A 15,603-nucleotide genomic window follows, 5' to 3' on the forward strand; every position below is an offset into this window, starting at 1 on the left:
GAGGAGTCCTTTCCCTTTTTATAAAATCATAATACATGATGGACAGTAAGAGAACTTACAGGCTGTTCAAAAATCATGATAGCTTGCAATGAATCTAATCCACATCATTTCTTTCAATTTGAATCATATCTTGTGCAAAGCACGCTTCTCCACCATCATAAAGCTATGAACCCCTCATTCTCCGCCCTGCTTCCCCACTTGCTCCTCGTCCTTCACGGTCACATGCACGGCTTGCCCTTCATTCGCTGTCATCGCATCTCGAATAAGAAGGGTCCATGCCCCTGAATCTGCATCAAACCGCTTGTCCTCAATGACTGGAACACGGATGTTCTCTGCATCAGGTGAAAGAAGTCCGCTACGAATCGCATCGGCATCCGTCATATGCGCACCATCCGGTGCCACTGGACAAGATACCGCTATCTTTTGTGCTTTGGCCTGCCCAGGATAGGGTTGATTTTCTGGGCCTCCATCCGTCCAAACTTCAACATAGGAGCCGATCTGCGGATCAGGCGCATTGGAGAACCATTTTGCCGGATAATACCGACTCCCTCCTCCGTTCGCACTGAAATCCTCATATGCAGGATCAACCACAAGAATGGAATTGTCTTTGCGTTCAACCACATAACCAGTGAATCCATCTTCACTTGGTGCATTCGCTTGAGTCTGCACAGAGTTGCACTCGATATGTCCTGAACATCCCGTAAGGCATACGATTAGGATTGAGAGCAATATGAGGACTCGACGAAGATTGGACATCTGTAAATCCCCCTTTAATAACACCTCTTTCTAAATTTAACGTTCCATATCAGTTTATTGTTACAAATACAACTGTCAGCTCACCCTTAACTTCCTGACGGGCTCAACACGATCAACCCAAATATTCACTTCTTCATATCCCTTTTGTACACGTACCTTCCCCATACCACCAACGCCGCACACAACAAGATCACACAATAAGCCCATACAAAAAACATAGCAAGCCCCAACCCGATGTTGGCATCCAGGCGCCTATCAAAGATCTCTGTGTATAGCGAAAAACCGAGTGGCACGGCGCCAACAACGAAAAGTCCAATGGACCATCCACCCCAGCGTTGGAAACCGGACCCCGCACGACTTCTGGAAATTTTGCGAATCCCTTGAGTCAGTAGCCACCAAATCAAAATAAATAATAGACAGGTTATAAGAATTTTCAGCATATCGTTCAACTGCATATCGTGTACCTCCTATATCTTGCAAGATGATGAACATATCTTACACGTTAAGTGTTCTCTTTACTATATTACCCGTTTCCACATCCATGATCACAGGCAGATATGAGCACAGTACCCCTGACTCACACCTAATCATAAAAAAGAAAATAACGCCACCGTCTTGACTCCTTCCAAGTCAAGAACGATGGCGTTACTTCTCGTATTTACATTGTTACATCCACATCGAATAGGTTAAGCACCAAACTGCGCATAGTGAAGGCGGCTGTACACCCCACCTGCTGCGAGTAATTCTTCATGACGTCCCTGCTCCGTAATACCTTGTTCAGCAACGACAATAATGCGGTCTGCATTTTTGATCGTAGCCAATCGGTGGGCAATAACCAGTGTGGTTCGGCCCTCGGACAGCTCAGCAAGGGACTGCTGAATCGCCGCTTCCGTTTCTGTATCCAACGCGGATGTGGCTTCGTCCAGGATCAGAATTGGTGGGTTTTTCAGGAACATACGGGCAATGGACAAGCGTTGTTTCTGTCCACCGGACAGCTTCACACCGCGTTCACCAATTAACGTATCCAATCCTTCCGGCATGGATTGAATCAAAGGTTCCATCTGGGCACGTCTGGCGGCCATCCAGATTTCTTCTTCGGATGCATCCAGCTTGCCATAGGCAATATTCTCGCGAATGGTTCCATCGAAGAGGAACACGTCCTGTTGTACAATTCCGATATGACTACGCAACGAGTCTAGTGTCATATCCTGTATCTCCTGCCCATCGATCGTGATGCGACCTTCCAGCACATCATAGAACCGCGGCAACAGACTGCATAGCGTTGTTTTACCTGCCCCCGATGGACCGACAAGCGCTACGGTTTCACCTGCACGCACGTTTAGATCGATACCTTTGAGCACAGGCTCCTGATCCGAATAACCAAAGGTTACTTGCTCATAACGAATATCTCCACGCAGATGGGATACCGTGACGGCTCCTGGACGATCTTCCACATCCGGTTCCATATCAAGCAACTCCGTATAACGTTTGAAGCCTGCAATCCCTTTTGGATACGTCTCGATAACCGAGTTGATCTTCTGAATCGGTGTCAAGAACACATTGGACAACATAATAAATGCAATGAACTGACCGTAGGTCATACTGCCTTGAATGACAAACCACGTTCCGCATACCAGGACAAAGAGGGATACCAGCTTCATCAGCATATAACTGACAGAGGAGTTCCAGGCCATGATTTTGTATGCGATTAGCTTGGTCTGACGGAAACGACCGTTGTTCACAGCGAATTGTGCTTTTTCATGCTCTTCATTAGCAAAAGCCTGAACAACACGGATACCTGTGATATTGTTCTCTACACGAGCGTTGAAGTCCGCAATATCTCCAAACATTCGGCTGAATGCCTTGGACATTTTGCTACCAAAGTAGAGCGACAGATAGATAATCAGCGGAACGATGATAAAGGTTAACACTGCCAGATTCCCGTTAATGCTCATCATGATGCTGAATGCACCAATTAGCGTCATGACCGCGATAAATACATCCTCTGGACCATGATGGGCAATCTCACCGATATCCATCAGATCGTTAGTCATACGGGACACGAGGTGTCCTGTTTTTGTATTATCGAAGAAACGGAACGATAACTTCTGCACATGATTAAACAGACTTTTACGCATATCCGTCTCAATGTTAATACCGAGCTTGTGTCCCCAATAGGTAACCACGAAGTTGAGAAATGAATTCAATAAGTAGATGCCGAGCAATGCCAGACACGCCCATAGAATCCAGTCCCAGCGGCCGCCTGGCAGCAGATCATCGACTACCCGGTTGACTGCCAGTGGAAATGCCAGCTCCAGCAGGGCGACTAAAATCGCACAACTGAAGTCAAGAATAAAGAGCTTTTTGTAAGGCCTATAATAGGCAAAGAAACGGCGAAGCATGGACTGAAGTCCTCCTTATGCAATCACACAATGATGATTACGTTTTATTTCGTCTTGCTTAAGAGGTACAGGAAGTATGGCGCACCAATAATGGCAACCAGGATCCCCGCAGGAATCTCCGAAGGCTGCAGGATGACACGACCCAGCGTATCTGCAACCAGTACAAGCAATGAACCGATCAGTGCAGATGCGGGTAACAGGAATTGATGTTTTGGACCCACCAAACGACGTGCCAAATGCGGTCCGATCAGACCAACAAAACCGATCCCCCCACTCACAGATACACATGAGCCGGCAAGTCCTACAGCAGCCGCAAGCAAAATCAGTCGCTCACGCTCAACCGGAGTCCCGAGTCCGCTTGCAGTCTGGTCCCCCAGATTCAGTACGTTCAATACACGTGCCTTATACAGAACAAGCGGGACAAGAATAATAAGAAACGGTAGCAATGCCGTTACAAATTTCCAGTTCGAACCCCAGATGCTGCCTGCCATCCAGGTAGCTACAAATTGATACTTTTCCGGACTAAGCCGTAACGTAAGCACGATCATGGCAGAACTGATTCCCGCCGCTACCCCGATCCCCGTAAGTAACATACGAGTAGGCATAATGCCCTCTCCTTTTTTGTAAGAGAGAACGTAGATCAGAAATGCAGCAAAACCGGAACCGATCAGGGCCAGAATTGGCAAAAGAAATACCGGCGCTGCTGTCGTTGTCGGGAAAAAGGAAACAAATAACATGACGACCAGACCAGCACCTGCATTAATCCCGAGGATCCCCGGATCTGCCAACGCATTCCGAGATACTCCCTGCAAAATACAACCAGATAACGCAAGTCCGGCCCCGACCAGCACCGAAATCACAATCCGTGGCAGACGGAATTCAAACAGGATCAATTCCTGTTTCGCCGTGCCTCCACCAAACAGGGTTCGCAACACCTCAAGCGGCGAAAGCTTGGTAAAACCTGTGTTCATGCTCACCACAAAAGCCGTAATAATTAATAGGGCAAGCACAATGAGGACAATCGTACTCTTGGTTCTCTTCTTGCGCTCTGCTCCAACTATTGTTGAGGATTCCATCGTTACAGAGTCCTCCTTTCTTTACGCGCCAGATACAGGAAGAATGGTACCCCGATGAGGGCAACCAATGCGCCAATTGGCGTCTCGTACGGCGGGTTAATCATACGTGCAGCCAGATCCGCAAATACAAGCAGCAAACTGCCCATCACAGCGGAACATGGAATAATCCAGCGATAATCGACCCCAACCAGCTTCCGCGTGAGATGGGGAATAATGAGTCCAACAAAACCGACCGCACCCACCACGGATACAGCCGTACCCGCGAGAATCAGTACAACAATCAGGCCTATGAGCTTGATCAGCCCAGTACGTTGCCCCAAGCCCACCGCAATATCTTCTCCGAGACTAAGCAGAGTAATGGAACGGGAGATGAGAAGACCTGCGATCAGTGCCGCGAGTACCCATGGGAACATGACCTCAAGTTGAGACCACTTCGTTCCGGCTACACCACCCGCTGTCCAGAAAGCCAGATCTTGTCCAATCCTGAAATATAATGCAATCCCTTCACTGAGTGCCGACAACATCGCTGATACAGCCGCACCTGCAAGCACAAGGCGTAGTGGTGTAAGACCCGATTTGGAAGCTGCACCAAAACCATACACCAACAGGACACCAAGCCCTGCTCCAAGGAAGGAATACATGATGATATACATAAATGGCAAGCCAGGGAAGAAGGCAAAACAAACTGCAAGCGCAAATCCAGCTCCCGCATTCAACCCAAGCAGACCTGAATCGGCCAGCGGGTTACGAGTCATGCCCTGCATGATCGCACCAGCTACAGCAAAACATGCACCTACCATTGCTCCTCCAAGGATACGTGGCAACCGAATCTCCCATATGATCTGATGTGGAGTCAGCTCAGGATTGAAATCAAAGATAGCCTTCCAGACTACACTAAGCTTAATATCAGCAGCGCCAAAAGAAATGGACAACGCCATCCCCAGAGCGAGTAGCAAAACTCCCCCTGTAAGAATAAGTGTGGCCGCCCACGGACGAGTGTGTATCTTCGCTGTGGGTGAATCCGGATTATGTTTTTCTGGTGAAGCTTGTGAACTCATACGCGCCCACCCTCGTTATGAGTGGAGCTGCTCAAACCTATGTACATAACAATCACCTCTCTATAAATACCGAACTTTAATGATATTGATTCTCATTCCCATAGACCATTGTAAGTGAATCCACCGGCTCTGGCAATGGACAAATAGGACATGTTTATTGCATATATGAATATTTGCACACAATTTCACACGCAAAAAGGCTGCGCAAGAGCCAAAAAGCTCGAACACAGCCTTATCATTGCATATGTAGAACAGGTAAAATACAGACTCGTTTAACGGGCATGTACCGTAAGTAAGGATGCCAGGACATCCGGAACATCGGTAATGATCCCTTGCACACCCATATCAATCATGGCCTGCATCTCGGCAGGATCATTCACCGTAAATGGATAGGTAACAACGCCATGTGCCAGTGCAGCAGCAACATCTTCTTGTGTGACTGCCAGCTTGTAGGGATGAAGGCCGGTAGCTTCGAGTTTGGCGGCATAATCATAGGGACGATATAACTTTTCCATATATAGAAGTGCTGTACGAATCTCCGGGGCAAGACGTTTACATCTCACGAGCGAAGCATGATTGAAGCTCGACAGCACAACCTGTTGCTCCAGATTCCAATCCCGGATCGCCTGTATGACCTTCTCTTCCATCCCTTTATAACTCACAATACCATTTTTCAATTCCAGATTAAGCAGTGTTCCTTTCCCCTGTACCAGCTTGAATAACTCCTCCAGAGAAGGAATACGTTCCCCGGTAAAATCAGCATGGAACCAGGACCCCGCATCCCGTGTGCGCAATTGATCGTAAGTCGTATCCTTAACCCAGCCTTCTGCGCCGCCAGTTCGGCTTAACGTCTCATCATGAATCAGTACCAGTCTGCCATCACTCGTCATCTGCACATCGGTCTCAATGCCTGTCGCTCCAAGCTCCAGACTCCGTTCAAAAGCGTTCATCGTATTCTCCGGGCATACGGCAGATGCACCGCGATGGGCAATAATCTCCATGTTCCTCATTCCAGCGCCTCCTGTGTTCAAGCTTCACTCTATGATCATCACTATAAACACGGTTTGTTAGACCTGTATTAACAGAACGTATAATCGGTTGCCTGCTTCGCTAATACTAGCGACTGGGCCCAACATCTAACGGGCTGGGGATTCACTCATTTTTGCGAACTCAATCTGAAAATCGACATAACATAGTATGAACGATGGAAGCACTGAACTCCGTTATAAGGAGGTTGACTATTGAATCCCTCAAAGAAAAAATCGATACCTACGCGTCCTCACACATCCCAGTTACAGTCGGCTTCCAGGCTTTCCAGATCATCTGTCCATATCAAAAACAAATCCGGCAAGACGGCTAATCAGCGTTCTCTTAACTCCAGTTCACCCAACACACTGGATCAGCTGGCTATTGTTGCAGCAATACTCTCCTTAATTGCAGCCGCCATCGGGCTATATATCGCCTGGAAATCGTTAAGTAATCCGGATCAAACTGCTGTTGTGGTGTAAGCTGCTTGTTGCGCAGCTAATGGCTCAGGAGGCTCTCTCCTGCTTCTGACCTTATTCAGGGGCAGGTTTTTGCTTTTTCAATTATTTACGTATGCTGGAAACGTCAAAAAACCGTTCCCCTGAAACGCCGGCTTATACCGGCGTCTCTTTGGAAAGGTCATTTTTTTACTCGGGCGCTGCCTCTGCAGCTTAATCCCCGTCCCGGGATACTGACCGAATTACAGAATGAATGTGCGAGAGATAATAACCAACAGAATGAACAATACCAGAATCGCACCTGTTGATGTCCATGCTCCACCACCGAAGCCTCCGCAATATCCGTAACCTGTACCTTTGAGTTCGCTCATCAGTGACACTCCCCTCTTCATCGAAGTACACTATAGACTATGTCCGATAGCGCAACTTGCTTGGGCAGATCGAAAATTCTCCCGAGGAACGAGTAGGTTCAGGCCCGTCTTCTTATGCACTCATTTCCCGTTGAGTTGCGACCACTTCTGAGTCAGCTCTGCAGGAATATAGGATGACATTTGTTTGAGCAGTTCAGCCGGATCAGCTTCCAAACTCCATAGACTGAGATGCGAGGTGTTGGAGAATCCTTCCTGTACGCTATGTTCTACCATCTTCATCAGCGGTCCATAATATCCGTTGACATTTAATAAGCCAACAGGCTTACGATGAATACCGATCTGTGCCCAGCACAGTACCTCAAATAGTTCTTCAAATGTACCCATACCTCCGGGAAGTGCAATGAATCCATCGGATAATTCAGCCATCGTTGCCTTCCGTTCATGCATGGTTCCCACTTCAATCAGTTGTGTGAGCCCTCCATGAACAACCTCGCCCCGGAACAATCCGGTAGGCATAACCCCGATTACCTCTCCCCCTTGCTCAAGAGCAGCATCGGCTACTGCACCCATCAAGCCCATGCAAGAACCACCATAGACCAGTGCATAACCACTATCAGCAATCTGTTTGCCCAGTTGAACAGCCTTCTCTGTATAATCGGGGTGATTTCCCGGATTGGAGCCTGCAAAAACAGCTATACGTTTCAATGGATTTCACTCCTTCTCGTGATCTTTTTAGATTGAACTAAAGAATATTTACACTTGCCACTTCGATGACAGGACAACCTTCCGATCGCTGTTATCCCCAGATTTTTTGATTTAATTTTACAAAGGTGAAAATCTTGGGATAAAGGCGAACGCTCCGCTTCTTCAGGTTATTTCTGCCCTCTACGTTCTCGTGTAAATGTTTTGTTCAATTTTCTATTTTAATAATATATAACATGAATGTTATGGGTATGTACAACGTACAACAGGTTAACAGAACCAATGGACAAAAAAATACCCGACCGTTTGCAGCCGGTCGGGCTCCCATTTCAATACACATCAATTTAGAAGGGGTTGTTATTACCTAATATACAGACCGAACATTAAATCCGTATGATCTTTGCATGAAATGAATATTAAATCTTCGAATAACTAACGTATCCCACGGCGTGAACGTACGACAAACATATGCTTGTCTTTACGAAGAACCCGACCATCTGCAAGTTCAACCTGATCCTCGTCATGACGCAGAATCGTCGTGGATAACGCTACAATTTTGGCCCGGCGCCAGATCATCACCTGCGACTTGAAATAGATCGCATTTTCGAACTGAATCGCCTTTTTCATCACATATCCAACCTTGTGCACTTCAGAACGTGCTTTCTTTAAGGGAAGACTCTCTTCGGGAAGAGGTCTGATCATTGCGATATTGTCAAACGATACCTTAATCCGTTTCGGTCCGATCCGTACACATTCCGCTTCTTCATCCCACTCGACCAGCGTTCCCTTTAATGGCTCCCGTATGCCTGTTGCACGATATACCGCTACTTTTCGTCCTATCCAATGTCGCAATGTTCTCACCTCCATCTGTCTAGTTTTCAGGTATCTTCCAATCGATCGGTTCAATACCTTTGGAGGTCAAGAAATCATTGGCTTTGGAAAAGGGACGACTGCCGAGGAATCCACGATGCGCAGCCAGCGGACTGGGATGTGTAGACTCCAGTACCAGGTGCTTGTCCCTGTTAATAAAAGCACCTTTCTTCTGGGCATGACTGCCCCACAGCATATATACCATCGGCTCTGAACGTTCATTCAGCGCACGAATGACAGCATCCGTAAACGTCTGCCAGCCCAGTGCCTGATGGGAGTTCGGCTGACCTTCACGAACCGTCAGAACAGCATTTAATAGCAGGACTCCCTGCTGTGCCCAATGAACGAGAGATCCATGATTCGGAATGGGCAGGTCCAGATCAGCCTGAAGTTCCTTATATATATTTTTCAGAGAAGGCGGTACACGTACCCCCGGTCTAACCGAAAAACTTAATCCATGAGCCTGACCCGCTCCGTGATAAGGGTCCTGACCAATAATAACAGCCTTAACCTGATGATATGGCGTCAGCTTCAATGCGGAGAACAGGTCTTCTTTGGGCGGAAAGACCGTCTGTGTTTTGTACTCAGCGGCGAGAGTGTAACGAATCTTGTTAAAATATTCGGCTTCCGTCTCTTCCTGAAGCACCTTGTCCCAATCGTTTCCAAACATATGTATAGGCTCCTTTCCCCTGATGAATGCAGTTTCGTTCAGCCCAACTACTGGGCTCTACCTTCTGAGAGCCGCATGTCATGCAACTCATAGACTATCCACCATTTTAACATAACCGGGGACAGCAGACCAGAATTGCGCATCAGGTATAAGTCCACCTCAAAAAAAATCGTATTCTTGCTACATTTCGTATGCTCATACAAAAAAGTCACCTCGCTATTGCGTGGTGACTTGATGACTTTATACTTGAACAGGCACCTCTTCGACTTCTTTCACAAGCACACTACTGATTCTTCGTAACCCTTCCTGAAGGACAGAACGGGGACAAGCCAGATTCAACCGAATGCAACCCTCACCATTGGCTACAAACATATGACCATCTTCCAGCAACACACCCGCTTGCTCCGCGAAGAATAAAGGTAGACTTACATGCTCGGGAGCATATGCCGAAATATCGATCCAGGCCAGATACGTGGCTTCCGGGATGTGAAAAACAGCCCGTGGCAGATGCTGCTTCACATACTGTTCTACGCAGGCAAAATTGGCGTCTAGATACCCTTTTAATTGTTTCAGCCATTCATCACCCGTTTCGTAAGCCGCTTGAGTGGCAGCGATGCTCAGTGGGTTTTTGAAACCATAGTGGCGTGCCTGCCAGATGTCTCGAAGTGCCTTATTTGGAATGATGACATTGGAGAACATCAGACCAGCCATGTTGAATGTTTTGCTCGGAGACATACATGTAATGATTCGATCCGTATCCGGGAACAGCTTGGCGAGTGGGGTATGTCTCTTGCCCGTCCGCAGCAGATCACAGTGAATTTCATCCGAAATAACCCATACGTTGTTCCGCAGGCAGATCTCACCCACACGTTGTAACTCTTCCGTTGTCCAGACACGTCCAGATGGATTATGCGGGTTGCAGAAAATACATACCCTTACCTTCTCATCCTTCGCCTTGGCTTCAAAATCCTCATAATCAATCGAGTAACGTCCCTGCTCATTGAGCATATCCGAACATACCAGTTCAAGATTGTTATGCTCCGCAGCTGACTTGAAGAAACCATAAGACGGGGTCACGATCAGTACTTTCTCATCCGACTGACAGATATATTCCACCAGTTCATACAAAGCGGGAATGATCCCGTTCGAGGTCTCCAAATGCTCCTTCGGGAAGGACCAGTCATAGTATCTTTTCATCCAGTTCGAGACAGCTTCGTAATACGCCGGATCAAACACCTGGGAGTAACCCATAATTCTACGGTCCAGACGCTCCTTAACCGCATCCAGAATCTCGGGAGGTGTGGCGAACTCCATATCTGCAATCCACATGCGAATGAATTCTTCATCTTTGAATGGAAAAGTCATGTCCTCTGTGGCGTTAAAAATATATTGTCGGAAACCATCCGTATTCATGGCATTTGTTCCTGTGCGGTCTATAATCTCATCAAAGTTATATTTCATAGCTTCTGCTCCTCTATCTGCTTTACTTTTCAATTGTCGTTTCATGTCGTATTACACCTATTATTTCATGACGCAGGAATTGCATCAAATGCAATACAATCTATTCTGACGAAACAAATGAAGTTTATTGTTTCTCCAAAATAGGTATTTCCGTGAAAAAGTGATATATTTCTCATATAACATCATTTTTATGAATGACTTTCATCATTTTCACGTACTCTCAAGAAACATTGCATAAGGAGAACCGGTTATGAACAATATCAATCAGGAAGTTGGCAAGAAAATACGAAACTTTCGGAAGTGGCGGGGACTGACCATTCAACAGCTTGCGGATCAGATCTTCAAAAGCAAAGGAACCCTGTCCAAATATGAGAGCGGAGATATTACACTTGATCTGGTCACGTTACATCATATTGCTAATGCACTCAACATCCAGGTGGAGCAACTCTTGTACCAAGAACCAAGGCATGCATCTCCCCTGATGAATGCGGTCCCGTCCAGCTTTTTCAAGAACTCCACACGTTTCTATTCTTACTTCTATGACGGGCGTAACAACAGTCTCATTCGTTGTGTCATTGACATGATGGCTCAATCGGATGCCAACCGTTATCGCACCGTGATGTATATGAATGTGAAGGATTTTGAGAACTACCAGGAGTGCGAGAATATGTATTGGGGCCACACTGAGCATTATGATACACTCACCACGCTGATTTTGAAAAATCAGGCCACGCCGCTGGAGAATCTATATATTAATATTTTGGCGTCTTTTCAGGAATCGGAGAAAAAATGGGGACTGATGGCTGGTGTTTCGTTCAGACCTTTCATGCCTATCGCGCTCAAAATGTTATTCTCCAGAACCCCGCTGCCTGAGAATCAGGAGTTATATAATGAATTAAAAATCTCAAAGGAAGATCTGCGGACCCTGAAAATATACAACATGCTCGCCGTCACCTGAACAACGCAGTGTGTCACACATTCTCATATGGGATGGAGACAGTCCTTCCCCATTAGAAAAGGCACTTCTATAAGCTGTTGAAACCAGCTGCTCATAAAAGTGCCTTTCGCTTTGACGCTTATTGGATCGTGGAATAAACGAGACTAACGCTTAGTTTTTAATTAAATCCAGTGTCTCGTCAAACATTTGTTTCTGTTCCTCAATCTTGTTCTCATTACCGATCACGCAGCGCTGTTGCTGTTCAAGTATGGCCGATAAAAGCTCAGCAAAACCGATAATGTCGCTTTCCTTCGTGCTTAACACTTCGTCACGTTCCTGTTGCAGATCCGCTTCAGTCACATTCGACAGATAACACTCCAGCGAGAATGCTCCTTCGCCATAAGGTGTTCTCGGCGTATCAAGATCCTGAATCGCACCAATGATATAACGCGTCATCTCCCGCTCGTCTGCCCGGAAATCGTTCAAATACATCGGTATCTCTTCATATACTTTGTACGTTTTATCGAGATTTGGATCACGATACGATGCAACGTAGCTGTCTCCGTTCCGTCTGAAGCCTGACATACAGCCATAAGCTCCACCTTTGGCGCGGATATTGGTCCACAAGTAATCCAGAGACAGGATTCCCTGCAAGACCCGTAGTGAACCGGTGTATTGATATCCTTTGTCGATATAATTGCCCGTTTGCACCACGTACTGCACCTCCGAAGGAGAACGGAATCCTTCCTTATGAATAGCCGGTGTGAATGTAAATTCTTCCTTGGCAACTTCATGTGTAAACAGCTTCGCTTTCAGATCGGATACCTGTTGCTCCAGTCCTTCATATCCCTGCTCATCGGCAGTATAACTGACAAGCAAGTTCTCTGGTCTGAAAATATACCCCGTCAACTCTTGCAGGCTGGAAGATAACTCTTCTTTTCTCGCCTCAAAGTTCGCTTGAAGATCCTCAAGCCACTGGTAAAAGGCAATGCCACTCACAGCTTCTCTGAAATCCGCAACCGCTGAATGTTTGGACGAAGACCGACCAATTCCCGTAGAGTGTCCGCTATTGATCAGATTACGTTGCAGATTACCTTTCATCTGAGAGATGATCTCATATAACCGCTTCGAATTATCGAATTGGGACGTGAACACGATTTCTTTGATCATATCAAAGGCAAATCCAAGCTTGTCATACAACACTTTTGCGTTGAACTCATAGGTAGCCATGAATTCATTGTGCTTATGCGCGTTAGCATAAGATCCTATCCCGCTATGAATACCACCCGAATGGATATGGATTTCATTGGACAGTTCATTGAACGAGTAGTGTTGAGTATCCACGTAACCCAGTACATTTTTCAGCAATCCTGCATACGGCAGGAGATGACGTGGCACTTCTTTGATATCAAACAGCAGTCTCAGATAGCCAATTCCGTTGGTGTAGAGGTTATGATGGATAATGGTTGTGCCGTCAACCTGGTTCACCGTTTGATGCAACGTAGAGGCCTTTGGTTCAATATCTTCAATCGATAACGTCGGAATGACCTGCTGCTGCTCTTTGGTTGAAGGTGTATTCTGATACTCGGCAAGTGCTTCCGTTTTCTGAATCAACGTCTGAACTTCTTCCTCACTAAGACCGGCCTGAATAGTTTTCAGACGTTCTTTCAACGCTTCTTCTTTGCGTGAACTCAACCCTTTGTCCGGTGTCAGGGCTACAAAAGAAGTATGTGTGTTTTGCAAAATATATTTCTCAATCAGTTGCTCGAAGTAACCTTCGTTCATTTTTGTCCGCAGTTCAGCAAATACGTCATTGGCTTCCAAATGAGTGAAAGGTGCTTCTTCATCGTACAACCAGCTTTGCAGGGAAGAGAATCCGTAGTTCAGGCCTTTCGGCATTCTGCCATAGTCCGCTTCTCTATGATTGAACTCATACGAGTTAATTCCAGCAAGCAGCGCTTTAGGATCAAAACCTTCTTTTACCACACGCTCAAGCACTTCTTTAACCGTTCCCAGGAAATCCTCTTTGCTCGCCAGATTGCTCTTCTTCAGTCCCACCGTGAACACAGGCTGATATAGACTATCATCATACGAACCGTAGACATCCTTCGCAATTCCTTTATCCAACAAAGCCTGTTTCAATACCGCTCCCGGAGCGTTCAGAAGGGCGTATAACAAAATTTGGAAGGAAATGTTCAGTTCCTTGTCCAGACTTGTGCCGATCACTGCATTGTAGGTCAAGAAGCTGTTATCCACTTCCGATTCCGTACTTCCCGCAGAGTAAGTCTTAACCGTGTCTACCCGTTCTGCAAAGGCAGGTTGAAGTGGAATGGCCGAATCAATCTCGATTCGATCATATGCACTCAGATAGTTCTCATCCAGCCATTGCAGCTTCTCTTCCATATCCATATCCCCGTAGAGATAGATGTAACTGTTGGAAGGATGGTAGTATCTCGTGTGGAAATCCAGCAGCCCCTGATACGTTAGATCCAGAATAGCTTCCGGGAATCCGCCAGACTCGGAGGAGTATGTGGTATCCGGGAAAAGGGAGTTCAGCACTTCTCTGCGCACCATTCGTTCCGGTGAAGAAAAGGCACCTTTCATCTCGTTATATACAACTCCGTTGTAGGTTAACTCATCGTCAGCAGAGGTCAGGTTGTAGTTCCAGCCCTCTTGTAGAAATATCTTTTCATTCTCATAAATATTTGTATTCAATACTGCATCCAGGTAAATATCCATCAGGTTATGGAAGTCATGATCATTACGACTCGCGATCGGATAGATCGTCTTATCGGGATACGTCATGGCGTTAAGGAATGTATTCAATGAACCTTTCAGCAACTCAACAAAAGAATCCTTGGCCGGAAATTTCTTGGACCCACAGAGCACGGAGTGTTCGAGGATATGGGCTACCCCTGTATCATCTTCCGGAGGTGTGCGGAAACCGATACTGAATACTTTGTTGTCGTCCTGATTGGACAAAAGTACAATTTTGGCCCCGGATTTCTGGTGTTCCAACAGATACGCATCCGATTTCAGTTCTTCGATTCTGCGCTCCTGTAACACCTTGTATGGCTTAAGCTGTTTCAACATAAACTTGAGTCCTCCGTCCATAAGATTGTTTATTGGTTTTGTGACTCTACATAAGTTCAGCAAGGTAAAGGTAATATATGCCTACGGATAGTATACACCATTGTTCTCTCTCTTCATAAAAGTCAGGTAAATGTCCCTTCTGATATGTATTATGCAGGGTTTATGTTTATGAGCTGCATGGTGATGTGGTCTGCAATGAAGTAACATTCATATTAAAGAACACAAAAAAAGATCGAATGCAGCTTGGTTAACAAGCGTCATACGATCTTTCTTTTTAAGATGCCGAGGACCGGGATCGAACCGGTACGGTAGTCACCTACCGCAGGATTTTAAGTCCTGTGCGTCTGCCAATTCCGCCACCCCGGCAGGATTATGTATTTCTTGGCGACAAGAAATATCTTACCATGAACTAATTAACTTTGCAACACTTTTTATAAAATAATCTAACTATATAAGTTTAACTAATGATTTACACGATAACGGAGAGGACAGAAAAAACTGAAAAAGCGAAGCGTTCGCCTTTATCACCGGATTTTCCCTTGAGAAAAGGGAATCGAAAAAATCTGGGGATAACAGCGATTAGAGGTTATTCTGTCATCGAAGTGCCAGTGTAAATAATCTTTAGTTCAACTTATATAAATGAAACAGGCACTGCAAGCATCAGCTCACAGTGCCTAGAAAGTCCGAGTTGCGGTCCCGGACTTCCGGTAAACCAATCTATAT

General features: G+C 46.1%; 14 protein-coding genes and 1 tRNA gene. 2 read left to right on the plus strand and 13 right to left on the minus strand.

Annotation, left to right across the window (positions count from 1 at the left end):
* Nucleotides 1-174: 174 nt before the first annotated feature.
* The 6 genes from EL84_RS26970 to EL84_RS26995 form a co-directional block, all read right to left on the minus strand.
* The gene (locus EL84_RS26970) at nucleotides 175-756 is read right to left on the minus strand and encodes a DUF3221 domain-containing protein (protein WP_047843717.1); all 582 of its coding nucleotides are present in this window, start codon (nucleotides 754-756) and stop codon (nucleotides 175-177) included.
* 125 nt (nucleotides 757-881) lie between these two features.
* Nucleotides 882-1,211, minus strand: coding sequence for a hypothetical protein (locus tag EL84_RS26975; RefSeq protein ID WP_047843718.1), 330 nt, complete (start codon nucleotides 1,209-1,211; stop codon nucleotides 882-884).
* A gap of 231 nt (nucleotides 1,212-1,442) precedes the next feature.
* Nucleotides 1,443-3,158, minus strand: coding sequence for an ABC transporter ATP-binding protein (locus tag EL84_RS26980; protein ID WP_047843719.1), 1,716 nt, complete (start codon nucleotides 3,156-3,158; stop codon nucleotides 1,443-1,445).
* Between the two features lie 44 nt (nucleotides 3,159-3,202).
* Entirely contained in the window at nucleotides 3,203-4,234 is a 1,032-nt protein-coding gene (locus EL84_RS26985) for a FecCD family ABC transporter permease (RefSeq protein WP_036674863.1), read from the minus strand.
* A gap of 2 nt (nucleotides 4,235-4,236) precedes the next feature.
* Nucleotides 4,237-5,292: a FecCD family ABC transporter permease gene (locus tag EL84_RS26990; RefSeq protein WP_036614761.1), complete on the minus strand. Its 1,056-nt coding sequence runs from the start codon at nucleotides 5,290-5,292 to the stop codon at nucleotides 4,237-4,239.
* Nucleotides 5,293-5,564: 272 nt separating this feature from the next.
* On the minus strand, nucleotides 5,565-6,302 hold the full coding sequence (locus EL84_RS26995) for a glycerophosphodiester phosphodiesterase (protein WP_047843720.1): 738 nt from the start codon (nucleotides 6,300-6,302) through the stop codon (nucleotides 5,565-5,567).
* A 231-nt stretch (nucleotides 6,303-6,533) separates the two neighbouring features.
* On the opposite strand from EL84_RS26995, the gene EL84_RS27000 reads away from it, so the two are divergent.
* Nucleotides 6,534-6,800 (plus strand): hypothetical protein, encoded by a 267-nt coding sequence (locus tag EL84_RS27000; protein ID WP_036614763.1) that lies wholly within the window; start codon nucleotides 6,534-6,536, stop codon nucleotides 6,798-6,800.
* 218 nt (nucleotides 6,801-7,018) lie between these two features.
* Here EL84_RS27000 and EL84_RS32780 read toward each other — a convergent pair whose 3' ends face one another.
* The 5 genes from EL84_RS32780 to EL84_RS27020 all read right to left on the minus strand — a co-directional run bounded on the left by EL84_RS32780 (nucleotide 7,019) and on the right by EL84_RS27020 (nucleotide 10,850).
* Complete coding sequence (locus tag EL84_RS32780; RefSeq protein ID WP_255319930.1) at nucleotides 7,019-7,147, minus strand: hypothetical protein; 129 nt, start codon at nucleotides 7,145-7,147, stop codon at nucleotides 7,019-7,021.
* A gap of 120 nt (nucleotides 7,148-7,267) precedes the next feature.
* The gene (locus EL84_RS27005; protein WP_047843721.1) at nucleotides 7,268-7,852 is read right to left on the minus strand and encodes a TIGR00730 family Rossman fold protein; all 585 of its coding nucleotides are present in this window, start codon (nucleotides 7,850-7,852) and stop codon (nucleotides 7,268-7,270) included.
* 429 nt (nucleotides 7,853-8,281) lie between these two features.
* Nucleotides 8,282-8,701, minus strand: coding sequence for a hypothetical protein (locus tag EL84_RS27010; RefSeq protein ID WP_017687369.1), 420 nt, complete (start codon nucleotides 8,699-8,701; stop codon nucleotides 8,282-8,284).
* A 19-nt stretch (nucleotides 8,702-8,720) separates the two neighbouring features.
* Nucleotides 8,721-9,389: a uracil-DNA glycosylase gene (gene ung / locus EL84_RS27015; protein WP_047843722.1), complete on the minus strand. Its 669-nt coding sequence runs from the start codon at nucleotides 9,387-9,389 to the stop codon at nucleotides 8,721-8,723.
* Nucleotides 9,390-9,629: 240 nt separating this feature from the next.
* A complete protein-coding gene (locus EL84_RS27020) occupies nucleotides 9,630-10,850 on the minus strand; it encodes a MalY/PatB family protein (RefSeq protein WP_047844431.1) in 1,221 nt (406 codons plus the stop codon).
* A 250-nt stretch (nucleotides 10,851-11,100) separates the two neighbouring features.
* Between EL84_RS27020 and EL84_RS27025 the strand changes: the two genes are divergently transcribed.
* Nucleotides 11,101-11,808, plus strand: coding sequence for a helix-turn-helix domain-containing protein (locus EL84_RS27025; protein WP_017687366.1), 708 nt, complete (start codon nucleotides 11,101-11,103; stop codon nucleotides 11,806-11,808).
* A 150-nt stretch (nucleotides 11,809-11,958) separates the two neighbouring features.
* Here EL84_RS27025 and EL84_RS27030 read toward each other — a convergent pair whose 3' ends face one another.
* Nucleotides 11,959-14,880 carry an insulinase family protein gene (locus EL84_RS27030; RefSeq protein ID WP_047843723.1) on the minus strand — a complete coding sequence of 974 codons (2,922 nt, stop codon included), beginning with the start codon at nucleotides 14,878-14,880 and terminating at the stop codon, nucleotides 11,959-11,961.
* Nucleotides 14,881-15,160: 280 nt separating this feature from the next.
* A tRNA-Leu gene (locus tag EL84_RS27035) sits at nucleotides 15,161-15,246 on the minus strand.
* Nucleotides 15,247-15,603 lie beyond the last annotated feature (357 nt).

Origin of the sequence: Paenibacillus sp. VT-400 (genome assembly GCF_001029205.1) — a bacterium.
Classification (GTDB): Bacteria; Bacillota; Bacilli; order Paenibacillales; family Paenibacillaceae; genus Paenibacillus; species Paenibacillus amylolyticus.